Origin of the sequence: Pseudarthrobacter sp. SORGH_AS 212, assembly GCF_030818145.1 — a bacterium.
In the GTDB taxonomy this organism is placed as follows: Bacteria; Actinomycetota; Actinomycetes; order Actinomycetales; family Micrococcaceae; genus Arthrobacter.
Window position 1 is genome coordinate 3138164 of the sequence record NZ_JAUTAA010000001.1, and the last position, 18331, is coordinate 3156494.

15 protein-coding genes and 1 pseudogene are annotated in these 18331 nt (G+C 62.6%); 10 read left to right on the top strand and 6 right to left on the bottom strand.

Annotated elements, in window-relative coordinates; all coding sequences use genetic code 11:
* Window positions 1-261: 261 nt before the first annotated feature.
* Complete coding sequence (locus tag QE394_RS14360; protein ID WP_349034881.1) at window positions 262-1806, bottom strand: O-antigen ligase family protein; 1545 nt, start codon at window positions 1804-1806, stop codon at window positions 262-264.
* A gap of 109 nt (window positions 1807-1915) precedes the next feature.
* On the opposite strand from QE394_RS14360, the gene QE394_RS14365 reads away from it, so the two are divergent.
* The 3 genes from QE394_RS14365 (at window position 1916) to QE394_RS14375 (ending at window position 6363) form a co-directional block, all read left to right on the top strand.
* Window positions 1916-2863 (top strand): hypothetical protein, encoded by a 948-nt coding sequence (locus tag QE394_RS14365; protein ID WP_349034882.1) that lies wholly within the window; start codon window positions 1916-1918, stop codon window positions 2861-2863.
* A gap of 98 nt (window positions 2864-2961) precedes the next feature.
* Window positions 2962-5043, top strand: coding sequence for an acyltransferase family protein (locus QE394_RS14370; RefSeq protein ID WP_349034883.1), 2082 nt, complete (start codon window positions 2962-2964; stop codon window positions 5041-5043).
* 147 nt (window positions 5044-5190) lie between these two features.
* The gene (locus QE394_RS14375; protein ID WP_349034884.1) at window positions 5191-6363 is read left to right on the top strand and encodes an acyltransferase; all 1173 of its coding nucleotides are present in this window, start codon (window positions 5191-5193) and stop codon (window positions 6361-6363) included.
* A 392-nt stretch (window positions 6364-6755) separates the two neighbouring features.
* Here the strand turns inward: QE394_RS14375 and QE394_RS14380 are convergent, their stop codons facing one another.
* Entirely contained in the window at window positions 6756-6908 is a 153-nt protein-coding gene (locus QE394_RS14380; protein WP_349034885.1) for a hypothetical protein, read from the bottom strand.
* A gap of 54 nt (window positions 6909-6962) precedes the next feature.
* Between QE394_RS14380 and QE394_RS14385 the strand changes: the two genes are divergently transcribed.
* The gene (locus QE394_RS14385) at window positions 6963-7274 is read left to right on the top strand and encodes a hypothetical protein (RefSeq protein WP_349034886.1); all 312 of its coding nucleotides are present in this window, start codon (window positions 6963-6965) and stop codon (window positions 7272-7274) included.
* A 464-nt stretch (window positions 7275-7738) separates the two neighbouring features.
* Here the strand turns inward: QE394_RS14385 and QE394_RS14390 are convergent, their stop codons facing one another.
* On the bottom strand, window positions 7739-8260 hold the full coding sequence (locus QE394_RS14390; RefSeq protein ID WP_349034887.1) for a hypothetical protein: 522 nt from the start codon (window positions 8258-8260) through the stop codon (window positions 7739-7741).
* A 47-nt stretch (window positions 8261-8307) separates the two neighbouring features.
* Between QE394_RS14390 and QE394_RS14395 the strand changes: the two genes are divergently transcribed.
* From QE394_RS14395 to QE394_RS14415, 5 genes are all read left to right on the top strand, one after another.
* Window positions 8308-8562, top strand: coding sequence for a hypothetical protein (locus QE394_RS14395; protein WP_349034888.1), 255 nt, complete (start codon window positions 8308-8310; stop codon window positions 8560-8562).
* Window positions 8563-9227: 665 nt separating this feature from the next.
* Complete coding sequence (locus tag QE394_RS14400) at window positions 9228-10475, top strand: MinD/ParA family protein (protein ID WP_349034889.1); 1248 nt, start codon at window positions 9228-9230, stop codon at window positions 10473-10475.
* 130 nt (window positions 10476-10605) lie between these two features.
* Entirely contained in the window at window positions 10606-10743 is a 138-nt protein-coding gene (locus QE394_RS14405; RefSeq protein WP_349034890.1) for a hypothetical protein, read from the top strand.
* A gap of 591 nt (window positions 10744-11334) precedes the next feature.
* Window positions 11335-12021 carry a peptidoglycan-binding protein gene (locus QE394_RS14410; protein WP_349034891.1) on the top strand — a complete coding sequence of 229 codons (687 nt, stop codon included), beginning with the start codon at window positions 11335-11337 and terminating at the stop codon, window positions 12019-12021.
* Between the two features lie 6 nt (window positions 12022-12027).
* The gene (locus QE394_RS14415; RefSeq protein WP_349034892.1) at window positions 12028-14484 is read left to right on the top strand and encodes a hypothetical protein; all 2457 of its coding nucleotides are present in this window, start codon (window positions 12028-12030) and stop codon (window positions 14482-14484) included.
* Window positions 14485-14503: 19 nt separating this feature from the next.
* On the opposite strand, the gene QE394_RS14420 is transcribed toward QE394_RS14415, so the two are convergent.
* Both QE394_RS14420 and QE394_RS14425 read right to left on the bottom strand, forming a co-directional pair.
* Entirely contained in the window at window positions 14504-14968 is a 465-nt protein-coding gene (locus QE394_RS14420; RefSeq protein ID WP_349035414.1) for an Lrp/AsnC family transcriptional regulator, read from the bottom strand.
* 161 nt (window positions 14969-15129) lie between these two features.
* Entirely contained in the window at window positions 15130-15594 is a 465-nt protein-coding gene (locus QE394_RS14425) for an Hpt domain-containing protein (RefSeq protein ID WP_349034893.1), read from the bottom strand.
* Between the two features lie 213 nt (window positions 15595-15807).
* Here QE394_RS14425 and QE394_RS14430 point away from each other — a divergent pair, with 213 nt between their 5' ends.
* A complete protein-coding gene (locus QE394_RS14430) occupies window positions 15808-17268 on the top strand; it encodes a DUF4832 domain-containing protein (RefSeq protein WP_349034894.1) in 1461 nt (486 codons plus the stop codon).
* Window positions 17269-17307: 39 nt separating this feature from the next.
* Here QE394_RS14430 and galE read toward each other — a convergent pair.
* A pseudogene (gene galE / locus QE394_RS14435) lies at window positions 17308-18318 on the bottom strand (UDP-glucose 4-epimerase GalE); the annotation flags it as partial.
* Window positions 18319-18331: the final 13 nt, after the last annotated feature.

Genomic DNA, 18331 nt, shown 5'->3' on the forward strand with positions numbered 1-18331 from the left:
TCAAACCCCATGTTATGCGGTTGACTAGCCTCTTCGCGGTTCGTGACGAGACGGGACCGCTGTTGCGTGCCTAGCTTGACAGCCGTGATATCAGGCGGTGCACAAATTCCACGGGGCGCCCCACTTCCAGCAGCCTCCGCTCGCAACGCCCCAAGAAACACTTAACACGAGGAGAAGCCGTTAGGGCGTCAGCGGCTTTATGAAAAAGGAAGTCGCCCAGTACCGCTTTCTGCAGGCGGGGCGGCGATGCACGCGTCCGACCTAAATCATGCCGAACTTTGGCTCCGCACTAACGCCATCCTTCTTAAGGGCGGCTTCTCTAGTGCCTGTAGGGTCGCTCTCAGCCGATCGCGCGTACCTTTCACTTCTTACGGACCGGGCCGTATCTCCAGGTATCCGCGGCAAAGCCACTGGGTGCTCGCTATTTTTCGTTGCGATAGCCGCTATGAGCAATCCGAAGAGCGTGCCCACAGCTAAACTTCCACCGTTCCCGGCGTCGTTGGGAAAGGGAGCGAAAGCGATTGCGACAAGAAGACCCGCATTGGCTGATGCAAGGCCCAAAACTGCACTATTCTTCGGCTGCCTCAGCGCTTGCAGCATTGGCGAAAGTGCAAAGTACAGGAACGCGGCTAGTCCAAAAATTCCCGTCTTTACCATGATCCACAAGTAAAAATTGTGTCCGTAGTATTGACCCTTTGTTGCTGAGAAGCTACCAGGGGGGCCGGTTGGTGGCCTATACGCGAAGCCAAAGCCATGCCCGGATATTGGCGACTGGGCGATCGCAGCGGTTAGATAAGAGTCTTCATTGACGCGTGCGATGGCCGACGTGTCATCTGCAAGAGTCGCGGAGTCTAGACCTCCAAGTACGCGACTTGAAAAGGCATTAATCTGGGAAGCAACATAATCACCACCAGGTAGTCCGAGAGAAGAATGGGCCAATGTCAAAACCAGCAGTGGGAATCCAACAACTAGGGATAACCTCGCGATAACCGCTAACGAGCTTATGGCGCGGGCAGCGATAATTGCAAAAAGCGCAGCAACCACAAGCGCCAAGAAGCTATTCCGCGAGAACGAGAAAAAAGAGAGTGCCAGCGATGGAACAAAATAGGGCGCTGCTTTCCTCAGCGTGGTCCTGTTCGTGATCAAAAGAGCGATGACCACCGATGCGACAATCACCGCCATCTGGGAAGCAGGCGTCAGATAGCGAGTGCCATCGCTGACCCCTGCGCCGGAACTGTTTAGAAAGAGAGCGGCCGCTTCGGATCTGCCAGCAATGGGAAACTTGAATATTGAAGCAGCAATTGTGACTGCTAGGGAAACCCACAAAGAAATCCTGATAATTTTCAACGACGTGCCGGCATGGGATGTTCCATATATGCGTGATGCAACGATAGCCGCTAAAATAGTGGAAAAAAGCCCTCGTCCATCACCGATGATTTCGAGTGGGGGGTGCGATTTCACAACTCCCGCAAGTGCTGCGCAGAGGAAAAGTACAACCATCCCGCCGATACGAAACCTGGCCACGCTCCGATGTGGGTGTGTCCATATGGCCCAGACAGCTGCCATCACGAGGAAGGGCTCGAATAAGAAAACTGTCGTGGGTCCCAGTTGCACGCTGTAGGGGATTATGGCCGGGAACGCGGTGAGTCCGACAGCAATCGTGGCGTACAAGGACCATGATGGCTTCACGGCAAGAAGTGTGAGCCCACATAATCCGAATATGGCTACCGCTGCAACGACGGGTCCAAAAATTAGGATCAGCGCGATTGCTAGAGCTGATATGCCCGCTATTATGGCCCCATACATGGGCTTCAGGTTAGCAGAACTGAGCCAAATGGCTGACCGGACGGAGTCCTATGGCGCCTTGGCTTGTCCTTGTCACAAGCGGCGCGCCGGTGATGGGTGGTTGTTCAGCATGCCGGCTTCGCAGGACATCAAGTACGTCGGCGACGGGCTGACGATCTTTGTATCCTCCGCGAAAGGCATGCGCGACGCCGCCGCTGCATCTGCAGCAGCTGCAGCACTTGCGCAGGGCCCCACGGACGCCCAGGTGCGAGATGGTATCAACCGGGCGAACATCGCTGGCCAGGTCGCTGAAGCAGTGTCCATGGCGCCCGATGTAGTGGCCGCAGCTGCTGCGGCGGTGACAAATGCGCTTGTGCAGGAGAACCTGTCCATCACGCTGGTGGAGCGCCCTTCACCTACCGTTCCGCAGACAGTGACGCGGACGGCGCTGCGGGGCACTCCAACGTTCGCGGCCGGCAAGTTTGGGAATGCGGCCTCCGGTCCGGCTGCTATCCAGCATTCCGGGCTGCCTGATATCAATGGTGACTACACAGTCAAGTTCTCGCTGAAGCACGTGGGAGCGCCTGGTGGTTCCAAAGTCATCGTTGCGCTGCCTGGCATCTACATCGGCCTGCACACCACGGGGCAGATATTCTTGAATGATCCGTCAGCGGTGGCCGGTCCATCCGTTGTGGACGGTAATTGGCATCACGTTGCGCTCGTTTACCGGCGCGTTGCCGCTACTTCGAAGCGGACCATGGGCCTATGGGTGGACGGTGCGCGGATCGTCGCTGCTGGTGCTTCCTCCGGGCAGACGGCATGGGACGGGAATCTGGTCTTTGGTGGGTTCGCATCTTCGGGAACCCTCAACGTTGCAGCGGTAGACGCTGCACGTATTTCTCATGGTGTTGCCGGTCGGTACTCGACCGACACATTCGCAGTGCCAACAGCCGCGCCGGTGCTGGACAGCTCTAGTCTTTTGGTCGCGCAGTTTGAGTCGTTTTCCGCAACCAAGGCCGGTATTGAAGGCGCTCTCGGGTATGACACCCGCCCGGCCAACGGTCCCCCGACAAAGTGAACAGTTGTCACGGACCCAGCGTACTCCCTGCTTTCGAATCTGCATGCTCTGGTGCAATACAATCAGCCGGGGTCTTTCACAAATACATCGGGGGAACTATGGCCGTCTCACAACTCCGGCATTCAAAGCCATCCGCAGCAAAGCCGCAATCCAAGGGTTTCCGCCCGGACATTCAAGGGCTTCGCGCCTTGGCCGTGGTGGCTGTCATCGCCGACCACTTCCTCGGGTGGCCTACGGGCGGCTTCGTGGGCGTTGATGTGTTCTTCGTAATTTCCGGCTTCCTCATCACCGCCCTGTTGTTACGCGAACATGAGCGGACGGGAACGATCTCCTTCACCGGCTTCTACCTGCGTAGGGCCAAACGCATCATGCCGGCCGCTCTCCTGGTTATTCTCGCCACCGTAGGAGCGTCTTACCTTCTGCTGAACAGCACGCGGTTCAACGCAACGGTCTGGGATGGAGTGTGGGCCACCCTTTTTGGGGCCAACTGGCGCTTCGCGATTCTCGGCACAGACTACTTCCAGCTTGGCGGCGCGATATCCCCGCTCCAGCATTACTGGTCGCTCGCTGTCGAGGAACAGTTCTACTTCGTATGGCCGTGGCTCATGCTTCTGATCTATTGGGCCATCAATCGCAAGGGCGGCTCCGCTGCCGGGCACGCCAGACGAATCATCGGCATGGCCATCATTCTCCTTACAGTCGCCTCGTTCGTCTGGTCTGTATGGGAAACGAACACCAATGCTTCTGTGGCTTATTTCTCCACATTTTCCCGCGCCTGGGAACTTGGCATTGGAGCCGCCGTCGCCGTATACGCACCACTGATCTCACGCATTCCCGTGGCGATCAGGCACGCTCTCTCCGTCCTCGGTCTTGCGGGCATAACCGTATCCATCTTCGTTGTGACTGACACCGTGGCGTTTCCCGGGCCGTCTGCTGCGTTCCCAGTTCTGGCGGCGGCTCTGCTGATCGCGGGAGGAACGGGAGTGCGACGCAGCTTCCTGTGGCCGCTGACCAATCCTGTGTCTCGCTACGTCGGTGACATCTCCTATTCGTTGTACCTATGGCACTTCCCGGTGACCATCCTGCTTTTGAGCATCTACCCGGGAGACAGTCTGGAGTATGTCGGAGTCGGCGTTGTCGCCATGCTCGTCCTCTCCGTGCTGAGTTTCCACTTGGTAGAAAATCCGGCCAGGCATTTTGAATTGCCAACTAAGTCGAAACGGGGATCATTTGGTGAGGTGCCAACCAATCGCGCCAAATTGGTCGGGCTCGGGCTGCTATCTGCAGTCACGGCCGTTGTTGTGGTTGCCGCCCTGATGCCGCGGGAGTCCCCTGCTAGTGCAGTTTCGATTCCCCTCGCAAATTCAGGCGGTACTTCCATCGCCAAAGTGAAGTGCTTTGGTGCGGCCTCCCTTGATCCTAAAGCTGATTGCGACCGTGATCTCGGCAGCGACATCACGCCTTCCACGCGTACGTTTGCGGATGACCACGGCAACTCCTACGACTGTTTCTTCGGCAAAGACAAGCCTATGAAGTCATGCACGTACGGGGAAGGGACTAAGCGGGTCGCGCTCGTGGGAGACAGCCATGCGGCGGCGCTCCTTCCGGGGCTGACCGAACAGGCGAAGGCTCAGAACTGGCAGCTTGACACCTACGTTGGCGTTGGGTGCCTCTGGTCGACCAGCACTTGTTCCGCGATGACAGACATCCAGACGAAACTGCTTGGGGGCCGCTATGACGCGGTGATCACCACTGCGTATCGCGGCACTGGCACCGAGTCCAAAGAGGCCCAGGCCGAAGCCTTCGCGTCCCAGTGGCGCCCCGTGGCATCGAACGGGTCCAAGGTTGTCGTTGTAGAGGACGTTCCTAACGACGTGGCGCCAGCTCTCGAATGCATGCAGCGGGTGACCTTTGACGTCACTAATAACAACTGCAACATCACTCAAGCAGCAGCGTTCAGGATCAAGGATGCAGCTTCTATGGCAGCAGCGCTGGTTCCTAACACTGCAGTGGTGAGTACGGTCAAGTACTTCTGCGTGGCAGATGAGTGCCCGGCTGTTATCGGCAATGTCGTTGTTTACCGCGACGGCATATCGCACATAACCGGTACCTACAGCAAAACTCTCGGGCCCTACATTGCGAAAGACATCAGCGTCGCAGCGGGCTTCACAGCCCCTTAGACCCCGGTGCCCCTTTCCCCGTGACACCGCCCGCCCACACTATCTGGGCGGGCGCTGTTGCGTTTCATTCGGTAACAAAACTCGGCCTACCTGCGAGTGGGAACTCGGAAGGAATGCATTCAGTTGGAGTTCGCCTAACATCACAGTATGAATTCGAGAACAAGAACTAGCTTTGGGGGCCGAATTCATTCGCTGGACGGGATACGCGGAGTAGCGGCTCTTGTTGTCCTCATACATCACTCGGCCCTCCTGTTTCCCGCCTTGGCGGCAACCTACTTCACCCGTGGCGCAAGCACCGACGGACCTCTGGTTTGGTGGCTGACGCACACGCCCCTGCACATCCTTTGGGAAGGTGATGGCGCGGTCTACATCTTCTTTGTTTTGAGCGGTGTGGTGCTAGCACTTCCCTTTCTCAGGAAACCGCTTCGGGCTAAGGTCTTCTATCCGCACAGGCTCCTACGTCTCTACCTGCCGATATGGGCTGCAGTTCTGTTCGCGGCAACAACCGTATTCTTTGTTCCCCGCCACGGCGACACTTCGAACGAGTGGTTGAATGCTCGTGTTGAGAACGTAACTGCGGCGATTCTCAGCCGCGACCTCACCCTCGTTCGAGGGCCCGGTGGCCTCGCAACGCCCCTCTGGTCCCTGCAGTGGGAAATCCTGTTCTCTCTCGCCTTGCCGCTGTACCTTTGGCTTGCTCTCAAGCTACGGGGGCACCTCGCCACGAAGGTGATAGTCCTGCTGGGCGCAATCTCTGCCAGCGCACTTACAGACGGAACCCCGGAACTCGTGTTGAAGTACATGCCGATGTTCATGATTGGCGTTGTCATGATGGCCGAGCACCGGACATTGACCCGCTGGGCTGAAGCTGCAGGCCGACATTCCGCAATATTCCCGGCCCTGTTCGTCATAGGGTGCGTCCTCCTGACAACGCACTGGTGGGTCATGCCCGTCAGCTCAAACGCAGTGCTTCAGGATGCCATGATCGGCCCGATGGTGCTGGGCGCTTCAGTTCTGATCTTCGCTTCCATGTACTGGAAGCCACTTAAGACATCTCTAGAATCAGCGCCCGCGCAGTGGCTCGGCAAAATATCCTTCAGCCTTTACCTGGTTCACGAACCAATCATTGTCACGTTGGGATACATCATGGGGGACCAGTTTGCGCCACTGGCCGCTTTTCTTGGCTTCGTACTGTCACTCCTGCTCGCGCCGCTCTTCTTCCTCTTGGTGGAGCGACCAAGCCACCGCTTGGCCAAGGCAATCCAAACGAAGTCGCAGGCTCGCACGAGCAAGCCGGAACTTGTAAGCAACAGTCGATAACACCTGGGCATCGCCCCCTCGCGCCCCATCTCTTCGGAGGTGGGGCGCTTTTGGTCGTTCCTTAGGCGGCCTCCCACCAGCCTCTCGGGTGCTCCGGCCAACTGTTCTTGCACCCGTCGTTGCTGCACCGATCAGGGGCGTAGTCCGTGTAGGACGTCTGAGTAAAGGTGACGACTGGAAGTGCTTCGTCAATCGTGAACGATCCGCATGCGCGGCACTTGAACTCGTTGCCCTGCTTGTACTTGGTCTGGGTCTGGCCCACTATGTTTCCTTCCCGGAGGGTGCAGCCAAGGTGACTGCTGCCTTCAGTCTGAGCCCGAACCAAAGTTAAGAACCTGGCCCGACACGCCCGGGACAAAGTGAAGCGGCGATGGGCACCCTCTTCGCTTGCCTCAGTGCCAGGCTGCGACGATCTGGCCGGTAGGGCCCATAGCGTTGTGCTGGCCGCCGTGACCGAAGGGCATGGAGCATCCAACGGACAAGCGATACAACGGGGCGTCCTCCGTGCACGTGTCGGGTTCGACGGCGTTGCGGTCCTCGGTCATGGCCGCCATCGTAGCCGGCGACGCGTCCGGCTATCTGCTTGTTTAGTAGTGCACGTGGAAAAGATTGTGATGCGGACGAAGTTCGTACAGGACGGCATCCAGTACGAGCATGCCGACACTAAGCCGGATCTTGTTCCCGGGAGCGTCCGCCGGTTCACGTACGGCGCGGAGCCGCAGATCATCGCCCGGGTCCCGCTAAAGGGCGGCGGGATAATCGAGATCCACGGATACGGCGGCCACTACAACAGCGACTGGGCGACCGTGGACTGGAACGACAACGTCCACCACTTCACCTGCTGGGTGCCGGCCGCCGACGTCCGCCGCGCGGCCGAAGGGGAATGGCACGGCAACTACGTGGCGAGCTGAGGCGCCAGTATGTGTTGGATGGGCCGGGCCGTACGGTCGGCGCCTGTTGTTCACTCTGGCGACTAGGGCGGGCCGGTACGCGACCGCTTCCTCGGTGCGCAGGAGTCTGTTGATCCCTTGCCAGTAGCAGGTTGGGGAGAGGCCGAACCTCTTCTCGCTTCTGCGTCCAGGGATCCTGCATACTTGAACGATTCCCCGGCTAAGTCGAGCATGGCTTTCTGTTGGTCTGTGAGCACGGGGTAAGACTCTATGGCCGGGCGCTGACATTCAGCTGGCGGCTTCGAGCTCTCCATCGTGGTCATCTTTGACATCTGGAGCTTCGATGGCCATGGCCTTCTCTGCCATCTCGGCAGCACGGAACTGGGCATCAGGGAAGAGGTGCGAGTATCGGTAGACGGTCGTGCTAATCGATTCGTGCCCTAGGCGCCGAGACAGCTCGAAAGGGCTCATGCCGGCACCGAGCATCAGTGACGCATGCGTGTGTCGCATGTCGTGAATCCGGGTAGCCGAGAGAGGTCAGGGCGGCATCCCAGAACCCATAGAAGGTCGAATGCCTGGATGGGCCCGCCGTAGCTCGTGACGAACACCAAACCGCCGGGTCCAGCCTTCTCAACGAGAGGCCGCAGCTGCTTGACGAAGGACGGTGGGAGGCTGATGCTGCGTCTGGACTTCTTAGTCTTGGGCGGCCCAATGTAAAAGCGGTCATTCTTGTCCCACTTCCATGCCTTTTCGATACGCACGGTCGGCTGTGGGATGTCCAGTTGGAAGTCCTTCCCGTGCAGCGCGGTCGCTTCGCCAAAGCGTGCCCCGGTTGCCCGCAAGAATGCCACGAGCGGCTGATACCGCTCCGGGTGCGCCTGAATCACGGCGAGGAATTCCGATGCCGTCATGAAGTGCATCTTCTCTTTGCTCGACTCGTCGCGGGGCAGTTGGACGCCCCTGCATGGGTTGTCGCCGCGGCGCTTGAGCCTGATCGCTGTCTCCACGGACGCGGACAGTAGCCCGTGGTGGTTGGCGATGGTCTTCGCGGAGAGTGGCTGCCCTTGTAGGTTTTGCCCAGCATTTCCTTTACCCAGAGGACGACGTCTTCGTGCTCTACGGCGGCAACGGGCAGCTTGCCCAGGCGCCCGCTGAAGTAGTTCTTCACGGCGTTTGTGTACCGCTTGATCTGGTCTTCGCCAGCGCGCGTGAGCATCTCGATGTGGCGGGTCATGTTCTCGGCAACGATTGGTCCTCCGATCACGACTTTCTCGTCGGTTCGCGCGTGAGAATTATGCAGCGCCGCTAAGACCGCCAGTCGCACCCTAGTCACGTCGTGTCCCGCCCGTTGCGTCGGAGTCTCGTTACTCGTGATTGCCAACTGGAACCTGTCGTTTCTCGCAAGTCTTTTGACGTGACTTGTCAATCTTTGTGTCACGTGCTTATGTCAGAGTCGATAAGGAAGCTTATGAACGATGGAGATCATTTTGGCAATATCTGACTACGCCTTAGCGCTCAGCGCCCTGCTAGGCACACTCTTGGTTCCCTTTGTTTTCTTTCATCAGAGACTCCGGCTTAGGCGCCGCGCGCTCCGGGTCCCCGCCCGGTCGTCAATTTGCGAGGACAGGGGCTGACGTGCCATATGTCGACATCAACCCCCATAAGGGCCGTCCCAAGTGGATTGGTTACGCACTAGTCGCTGTCCTTTTGGTTCTCACAGCAGCTGTGGTCGCTACCGCGTTGACGCACCACTGAATCGCCAGCCTGGCTGAGCATGCCGCTGACAGCACCTAGACTTACTCCTTGAACTAGTGCTGCATAACAGTTTGCCGAGCGTCCGGGGGGACAGACATGCCACAACCGGCGGATCAGAATGCAGGCGCCCCAGCAGAAGATGCAGGGCAGCCGCAACTGCGCCGACGCCGCGACATTCGTCGCGCCGATGGTTCGGTTGAGGATGCCTGGACAGGAACCATGCCAGCCGTAACCCCAAACACGCCTCGCAAGAACGACGCCGGAGGGTCGGCGACGCGCCGCTCGTCCTGGGCGGAAGCAGCGGCAGCGGCCGATGCAGCAAAGCCCGGCGTGCCCGGTCCTGCGGCGCCGACGCGACCACCGGTTTCCGCGCAGTCCACAGTCCAAGCGGACGCGCCCATTTCTGCTGTTCCCAGTGATCCCACTGCTGGCGATGCCGCTCAGGAAGTCTCCGCGCCGTCGTCAGATGTTGCTCCTGAGGCGCCGTCCTTCCGCCGAAGCCGCCCCACAGTCGCCGATGCCATCGCGGGCAGCCCTGCACCGGACTTCATAAGCTCGCCCGGACTGTTCGTCAAGGAGCAGAAGCCGCGACCCGTGGGCGGCTTCCGCGGCGCCATGTACAAGCTGACCGGCGGTTCCTGGAACATGGGGCCGGGGCCCAAGCAGCGCCAGGAGGATGAGTTGGCCCGCCGCATTTCACGTCAGCTCCAGGGCAGCTATAACACCGCTGTTCTGAGCCTGAAGGGCGGCATCGGCAAGACCTCCACCACTGTGGGCGTAGGCCTTACCCTTGCCGAATTCCGCGGCGATGCGCCGTGCGCCATTGATGCCAACCCGGACTCTGGTGACCTGGTGGAGCGCGCCCTGGGCGAGGGCATCTACCAGCAGGCCAGTCCGAGGACCATCACAGACCTGCTGGAGAACATCGAGTCCATCGACTCCCTGACTGCGCTGGCCCGATACATGCACCATGCCGGCCGGCTTCACTTGATCGCGGGGGAGCAGGACCCGGAAGTCTCGGACTCTCTCACCGCCGAGGAGTACCTGCGGATCCGCAAGCTCATTTCCGGCTACTACTCCGTTGCCCTGACCGATTGCGGCACGGGCGTGACGCACAACGCGATGAGCGGGATTCTTCAGTCGGCGGACAACCTGGTCATCGCCGCCGGCTATGCGGTTTCAGGTGCAAAGCGTGCCCGCAGCACACTTCAATGGCTGGCCAGCCACGGGTACGAGGACCTAGCCCGGAACGCCATCGTCGTGATTACAGACAAAGACGAAGTTTCGTCCCGTGTGGACAAGGACGCCATTGAGGAGCATCTGTCCGGTATCTGCCGCCAGCTCATCGCGGTACCCCACGACCGAGGCGTTGCAGACGGTGACCTGGTGACCCTCGACGTACTCAAGCCCGAAACCCGCCGGGCGTACAAGGAAATCGCTGCCGCGATCGTGGACGGGTACCGGTAGGCGGCTCCGGCGTGGCTCGGCGTACCGGGGTGAGTCCTCGCCAGTAAACCGCATCCAAGTATCCGTAGCGAGCGTTTTCGGGTAGCGGTTACGCGGGTCGGCCGGTTGCGACGGCGCCTAGCGTCTGAGCATGAAGCGTCTCCTTCAAGCCTTCCGCAGCTTCGTGGCTGACTACGTGGTGAGTGATGACCCCACGGACGAGTTGTCGCGATTGGACCAAGAGGATGCCGCCGCTCACGCGAGATACATGCTCGAAGGGCTCTACTGACCGCCGCGTACTCAGTATTTCGGTCGCGTTGACATGTCCCTCCGCTTGCCTGCAATTCTTAGACGGCCTGCTACCTTCGCTCCGCTACGGCTGTCCCGGCCAGGCCTGCTGAACGCCGGCGAGCGGTGGCAGGGCAGGTATAGCGGCAGGGAAAAGTGAAGTATCGGTCCACTCATCACAGGCGCGGATTGAGCGCTTAGCCTTCAACCATGCTGAGACTCGTGAAGCAGATTCTGCGACCCAAACCGACATGCCGGTACTGCGGGCTGGCCCTGCTTCCAACGCCGTCTGCAGTGTTCTGCTCCCGCGACTGTTATGACAGCTACCAGTACTGGGGCGACGCGTCAGCGCACAGGCCGTAGCGCGGTTCCACGCGCGGGAAATGCGGCTGTCCGCGGTCTGTTGGGTGGGACTGCGGGTTCGTTTTCGCTGCTCATGCTCGGTGACGCGCACGTTATCTGGGCCGCGATATCGAATGTGCGCGTCGAAGGTGGCTTCCCTTCGCAAAACTGCTAATCATGCTTAGTATTGTGGAGCGCGGGCTGCCCGCTGGGGGCAGAGCACCCGCGCTGCACCGGAGGTTTTTCAAGCATGGACAACCAGATGCGTCCCCTCACTGACGAAGAACTCCTGCAGGAGCAGGCCACCGCACTGCCGGACAAGGAAGTGGCATCGGTCCTGGACCTGAACGCGGACCTGGATTTGGGCATCAACGCCGCCGCGCCCATCGACCTCGCCGTCGCCGCCAACGCCAACGTAGCCGCGCCCATCGACGCTGCAGCCTCGGCCAACATTCTTTCCTACGGTTCGGACGCACAGGCACTGTCCACCCAGGACGCCGCGATTGACCAGGGCATCACCGCGGACGCCACCGCCGAATCCCAGCAGGACAGTGTGATCGGGCAGGGCGACGGCGCAACTGACACTGATGCCGCCGGCACGGGCACCACGGACGCCGGCACCACGGACGGTGCCGCAGATGCCGTCTCCGCACTGCCCGGCACCGGTGCCGTGACCGATGCCGCCGGTGCCCTCAACGGCAACCTGCTGAACGTGGACGTGAACCTGGACGCGGACGCCGCCATCGCCGCCCCCATCAACGGCGCCGTGGCCGCGAACGCCAACGTGGCCGCACCCATCGACGCCGCCGTTGCCGCGAACATCGGCTCCATCGACAGCCAGGCGTACGCCATCTCGGACCAGAGCGCCACCATCTCGCAGCACATCGACGGCGCCGCCGACGCCACCGCCGGCCAGCAGTCCGACCTGCAGCAGTAAGCCACCATGACCCAGACCCATGGCGGCCCGCCTCCCGAGGCGGGCCGGCCGTCGTCGCGCGTTGCCGTTGCCCAGGATCCGCCGGGCCGGACGACGACGGCGGGAGCCCACCTTCCCGCCCGCGCCGACGGCGTCCAGCTGATGGGCACCGCAGAGGGCTCCGGCTACCGCGAACCGCCCGCCCTGGTGCGCCGCGCCGACGGCCAGACCCTGCAGCTGACCAGGCTCCTGTACCTGGTGCTGGAGGCCGCCGACGGGACGCAGGACCTCGAGGGCATCGCCCGGCACGTCAGCGAAGGCTCCGGGCGGCTGGTCAGCGCGGACAACGTGCGGACCCTGATGGATTCGCAGCTGCTGCCGATGGGTGTGCTCCGGCTCGCGGACGGCAGCCAGCCGGAGGTCAGGAAGTCCAACCCGCTGCTGGGCCTGCGGTTCCGCTACATCGTGTCCGATCCCGAGCGCACCCGCAGGATCACCGCACCGTTTGCCGTGCTGTTCCATCCGCTGCTGGTGGTGGCCGTGACGGCGGCGTTCCTGGCCGCGTGCTGGTGGGTGCTCATGGTCAAGGGACTCGGCTCGGCCACGCATGAGGCGTTCGAACAGCCCGCCCTCCTGCTGCTGATCCTCGCCGTCACCATCCTGTCCGCCGGCTTCCACGAATTCGGCCACGCCGCCGCCACCCGCAAGGGCGGTGCAACGCCGGGAGCCATGGGCGCCGGACTGTACCTGCTGTGGCCGGCGTTCTTTACCGACGTCACCGATTCCTACCGGCTGGGCCGCGGCGGCAGGATCCGCACGGACCTGGGCGGGCTGTACTTCAACGCCATCGTTGCCGTGGCCATCATGGGGCTCTGGTGGGCCACCGGCTTCGACGCGCTGCTGCTGGTGGTGGTCACGCAGATCCTGCAGATGGTCCGCCAGCTGATCCCGCTGGTGAAGTACGACGGCTACCACATCCTGGCCGACGCCACCGGAGTCCCGGACCTCTTCCAGCGCATCAAACCCACGCTCCTGGGGATCCTGCCCTGGCGGTGGGGGAACCCCGGAAGCCAGGTGCTCAAGCCGTGGGCGCGGGCCGTGGTCACCGTGTGGGTGCTGGTGACCGTCCCCGTGCTGCTGTTCAGCATGGTGATGATGGTGCTGTCACTGCCCCGGCTGCTGGCCACGGGCTGGGCGAGTGTGGGCAAGCAGCAGGGGATGCTGGCGGCGTCGCTCGCCGATGGGGATGTTTTGGGCGCCGCCATGCGGGCGGTGGCCATTGTCATTGTGGCCATCCCGGTTTTGGGCCTGCTGTACATCGTGGTGCGGCTGCTGCGGCAACTGGTCACCGGGCTGTGGAAGAAGACCCGCGGAAAGGCGCTGGAGCGCACCGCGGCCATGACTTTGGTGGGTGCTTTGTTGGCCGGCCTCGCCTGGGCATGGTGGCCCGACGGCGGGACGTACCGTCCGGTGCAGGCGTACGAACGCGGGACGCTGGGGGACGCCACCCGCGCCATCCTTCCCGCCCGCGACGCCGGGGAACTGCGGCAGGGCGGCACCGGGCAGACCGTGGCGTTGTGGCCGGCCGGTGCCACGAAACCCACGCGGGACAACCCTCAGCTGAGCATGGTGCTGGTGCCGGTGGGGGAGCCTGCTGGTGAGGCTGCGCCAGCTGGCGGCACGGATGCTGCCGTGGCGCCCTCGGCGCCGTCCTGGGTGTTCCCGTTCGACCGGCCCGCCGCCCCGGAAGCCGACGGGAACCAGGCGCTCGCCGTCAACACCACGGACGGCTCCGTTGCCTACAGCGTGGCGTTCGCGCTGGTGTGGGCGGAGGACGGCGCTCCGGTCACCACTGCCAACGAGGCCTACGCGTTTGCCAACTGCTCGGGCTGCGCGGCGGTGGCCGTGGGGTTCCAGGTGGTCCTGGTGGTGGGGCAGACGGATGTGATCGTGCCGGAAAATCTCTCCGCGGCGGCCAACTACAACTGCCTCGACTGCCTAACGTACGCCCTGGCCAGCCAGCTGGTCCTTTCACTCGACGGGCCGCTGGACGGGGACAGCAAGCAGCAGCTTGAGGCGCTCTGGGCGCAGATTGCCGAGTACGGCCGGAACATCCGCGACGTCCCACTCTCCGAAATCCAGGCCACCCTCAACGGGTTCAAGGAGCAGATCACGGCCATCGTCAAGGGTTCTCCGGCTGCGGGCGGCACATCTGTTGCGACCACTCCGCCCACCGCCGGGCCCAGTGGCGGGCCTTCCACAGCCTCTACGTCCTCGCCTGCCCCGGGCGGGGCCACAGCTCCGGCCGGTACACCTGCCGAGACGTTCGCCCCGGCCCCGGCCGCGACTCCCTTGCCCACCGCCCCGGCAAGCCAGCCTGCGGGTGGTGGCCAGCCGACGTCGTCCGTGGACAATGCGACGCCGGCACCTACCGTTGGTTCCGGTACGGGAGAGACGGTAGCCCCGACGTCGGGCGCCGGCTGATCCTGCCGAACCCCGGTTCCTACCTGGTGTCCACGTCCTCGAATACCAGGAACGTTTGGGTGTCCAGCACGCCGGGCATGGACTGCAGCTGGTCGAAAATGACCCGGCGGAGGTCGATGTTGTCCACGGCCCGGACCAGGAGGATGACATCGAAGTCGCCGCCCACCAGGGCGATGTGGTGCACCTCGGGGATGGCGCCGAGCTGGTCGCGCAGTTCCCGCCAGGAGTCCTGCTTGAGCTTGAGCGTCACGTAGGCGGAGGACTTCAGCCCCGCCTTGATGGGGTCCACCAACGCCGTGAACCGGGACAGCACGCCCTCGGACGTGAGCCGGTTGATCCGGGTGTACGCGTGTGCCCGGGAGATGTGGACGTTCTCCGCCACCTGTGTCACGGACATCCGGCCGTCCCGGGTGAGCTCCGCGATGATGCTCCTGTCGATGTCGTCCAGCTCCGCCGGCTCTGCCCGGCCGTCCCTTGCCGTCATCCCGTTCACAACCCCTGCCGTAAGCCAGCTCACATTACAAATCGTCTCCCAGTCTAGGCATTCATCGAGCAGGTCTGCCTGACTGTTGGAGGGTCGGGATACGAAACCAGTCTCCGGTCGGCATCCGGACGAAATAGTGACCACCCAGTGAACCGGAACCGTCAGCGTTGAAGCGGGTCTGCCTGCCGGGACGTGAGGCTGCGGGCGGTCTCCCCGCTGCACCGGGTGATGGCTGCCAGGAACGCAGCTGCGAGCTGCGGCAGCGCTACGGCCGAGTCGGCAGTCGCGGCGTCACGGCGCAATCCGGCTTCCAGCTGCTGCGCCAGGGATGCCAGCTGCTCCGCGCCCACCATCTGGCTGGACGTTTTGAGGCTGAGCACCGCGTCGAAGGAACCTGCAAGGTCGCCCGAGACCAGGGCAACGCGCAGCCGTTCCACCCTCTTGGGGAGGCCTTGGATGAAGTTGGCCACGAACACCGGGGTGTATCCGGCGTCGTCTTCCAGCTCTTCCTCCAACCGGTCGAGCACCGAATGGTCCACCGGCGGCCGGGCACCCGCCACGTAAGCCGGAACCTTCTGTTCCATCGGGGCCTGAAGGCCAGGGGACGGGGATTGTGTGGGGGTCATGCGTATGGCCTCGGGGTAGGTGTGGTTCCAGGAAAAAGTTCTCGAAGAAAGATCGGGAAACCCATGGGGAAACGGTGGTCTGCGGCTTTAGGATCAGTCCGAAGTACTGAGTTTGAAACGCCGCATTGGGAGTGGCGTCAGAAGTTCCTGGTCTCATTGATGTTTTTCACTGTGTGGTCTCATTTGGGTGCTTGTCACCGGGTCTCAGGGGGAATGCAATTGAATACTTTGGGGTACCGTTCGGGCGGAAAGGCTCAGGGCTGGCGGCTTTTTATTGCGGTGTTTATCTCCTGCGTGGTGGCCGCGGTGCTGTTGGTCATTCCTTCCAGATCAGCGGCTCCTCCGGCCGAAGCAGCGGATCCGGCGGGTGAGTGGGCTTCCCTGGCCGCCGGACCTGTCCCGGCGAGCAGTCCCCTGGCAGGTTTCGTTCCGTACGCCGGCAGTTACACCGGGGTGCCCCATTCCATGGAGTGGTTCTACGTGCCGGTCAGCTCCGTAGTGACCGGACCGGGCACGTATAGCTGGTCAGGTTTTGAAGCGCAGCTGAACGCCATCGCCGCCCGCGGCCACCAGTCGGTCTTCAGGTTCTACCTTGACTATCCGGGAAAGCCTTCCGGTGTCCCCGCGTACCTCCTGAACTCCGGCCTCGCCACCCACACCTACTGGGACCACGGCAACGGCGGGATCAGCGTCTCCCCGAACTACGACGACCCCCGCCTGCTGGACGCCTTGGACGGTTTCATCGCCGCCCTGGGGTCCCGCTACAACGGCGATCCGCGGATCGGGTTCATCCAGATGGGCCTCTTGGGCTTCTGGGGCGAATGGCACACCTACCCGCACGACGGGTGGGCGTCCGCCGAGAACTGGCTCGCATCTCCTGCCTCCCAGCAGCGCGTGCTGCAGGCCTACACGAAGGCCTTCACCAAAACCAAGCTCCAGGTCAGGTACCCGGACGCCGCCAACAGCAGCCTGAACGTGGGCTACCACGACGACTCCTTCGCCGTGAGCACTTTGCCGGGGACCGGGTGGCACTTCATGGACAAAATGGCGCAGGCCGGCGCCACCCAGAAGTGGCTCACCCAGCCAGTGGGCGGGGAACTCCGGCCCGAAATCCAGCACTGCATTTTCGACGCTCCCATGCTCTGCCCCGTGGTGGAAAGCGGTGCCGACAACAAGTTCACGGACAGCGTGCAAGCCACCCACGCCTCCTGGCTTCTCAACCAGCACGCCTTCAGCCCCGGTTACTCGGGACAGGCGCTCAGCACCGCCACCGCCGCGGCCCAGTCCCTGGGCTACCGGTTCCACGCGACCTCCTTCGCCGTCACCCGCGGAACCGTGACCGGCCAGAGCGATGTCAGTGTCATGGTCAGCAACGTGGGGGTGGCACCTTTCTATTACGACTGGCCGGTGCAGATCGCAGCCGTGGACAGCGCTGGAAACATAGCCAGGACGTGGGGAACGTCGTGGAAGCTGACCGCGGTGAAGCCCGGAATGACGGTGCAGTGGAAGGCGCCGGTCAGCGTCAGCGGACTGGTCCCCGGAACCTACACCCTCCTGGTGCGCCCCGTGAATCCGCTGCCCAACGGGACGCCCCTGCGCTTCGCCAACGCCTCGCAGGATCAGACCAAGCCCGGCTGGCTCACCCTGGGCCGGAAGTACCTCCCTGCTCCCTGAACGCCCGACGGCGGCAGGCAAGTTACGCCGTCGGGCGCGTCATGCAGGCAGGGCCTTCGCCCGGTACCCGTCCGGGTTGTGCTGCTGCCAGCGCCACGCGTCCGCGCACATGCTCTCCAGCGTCTCCGACGCCTTCCACCCCAGATCGCGGAGGGCGCTGGAAGGATCGGCCAGGCTGACCGGTGCATCTCCCGGGCGGCGGTCCACCAGCTCGTAGGGCACGCTGGTGCCGGAGGCGGCCTCGAACGCGTGGATGATTTCCAGCACCGAATAGCCCCGCCCGGTCCCAAGGTTCCACGTGTGCAGCCCTTGGTGGCCGGACAGATAGTCCAGCGCGGCCGCGTGGCCCGCAGCGAGGTCCATGACGTGGATGTAGTCGCGGACCCCTGTCCCATCAGCCGTGGGGTAGTCATTGCCGAAGACGCTGACCTTGTCCCTGCGGCCCACCGCCACCTGGGTGACGAAGGGGAACAGGTTGTTGGGCGGGCCCTGCGGGTCTTCCCCGATGAGCCCGGAAGGGTGGGCGCCCACAGGGTTGAAGTAGCGCAGCAGCGCAATCCGCCACCGGCTGTCCGCTGCCTGCAGATCCACCAGGATCTCTTCAATGTGCTGCTTGGTCCGGCCGTACGGATTGGTGGCCCGCAGCGGGAAGTCTTCGCGCAGCGGCATCTGGGGGTTCGCGCCGTACACGGTGGCGGATGAACTGAACACCAGGTTCCGGATGCCGTGAGCGTCCATGGTCTCCAGGAGGGTCAGTGTTCCGCTGACGTTGTTGCCGTAATAGCGCAGCGGCTGGTCAACGGACTCGCCCACGGCCTTGTACCCGGCGAAATGGATGACCGCCTCAATTTCGTCCTGGTGGAAGATCCGCTCGAGGCATGACCTGTCCGCGATGTCCCCTTCAACGAAGGCGATCTCCCGTCCGGTCAGTTTTTCCACGCGCAGCAGCGACTCGGACAGGGAGTTGCTCAGGTTATCGATGACGGTAATGTCGTGCCCGGCTTCGAGGAGCCGCAGGATGGTGTGCGATCCGATGTACCCGCAGCCGCCGGGTGATGAGAAT

Coding starts and splice junctions, on each gene's coding strand:
- QE394_RS14400 (WP_349034889.1), top strand. CDS start 9,228: ATGCCAGCCGTAACCCCAAACACGCCTCGCAAGAACGACGCCGGAGGG.
- QE394_RS14420 (WP_349035414.1), bottom strand. CDS start 14,968: ATGACGGCAAGGGACGGCCGGGCAGAGCCGGCGGAGCTGGACGACATC.
- QE394_RS14380 (WP_349034885.1), bottom strand. CDS start 6,908: ATGACCGAGGACCGCAACGCCGTCGAACCCGACACGTGCACGGAGGAC.
- QE394_RS14410 (WP_349034891.1), top strand. CDS start 11,335: ATGGACAACCAGATGCGTCCCCTCACTGACGAAGAACTCCTGCAGGAG.
- QE394_RS14365 (WP_349034882.1), top strand. CDS start 1,916: ATGCCGGCTTCGCAGGACATCAAGTACGTCGGCGACGGGCTGACGATC.
- QE394_RS14405 (WP_349034890.1), top strand. CDS start 10,606: ATGAAGCGTCTCCTTCAAGCCTTCCGCAGCTTCGTGGCTGACTACGTG.
- QE394_RS14415 (WP_349034892.1), top strand. CDS start 12,028: ATGACCCAGACCCATGGCGGCCCGCCTCCCGAGGCGGGCCGGCCGTCG.
- QE394_RS14425 (WP_349034893.1), bottom strand. CDS start 15,594: ATGACCCCCACACAATCCCCGTCCCCTGGCCTTCAGGCCCCGATGGAA.
- QE394_RS14430 (WP_349034894.1), top strand. CDS start 15,808: ATGCAATTGAATACTTTGGGGTACCGTTCGGGCGGAAAGGCTCAGGGC.
- QE394_RS14360 (WP_349034881.1), bottom strand. CDS start 1,806: ATGTATGGGGCCATAATAGCGGGCATATCAGCTCTAGCAATCGCGCTG.
- QE394_RS14375 (WP_349034884.1), top strand. CDS start 5,191: ATGAATTCGAGAACAAGAACTAGCTTTGGGGGCCGAATTCATTCGCTG.
- QE394_RS14370 (WP_349034883.1), top strand. CDS start 2,962: ATGGCCGTCTCACAACTCCGGCATTCAAAGCCATCCGCAGCAAAGCCG.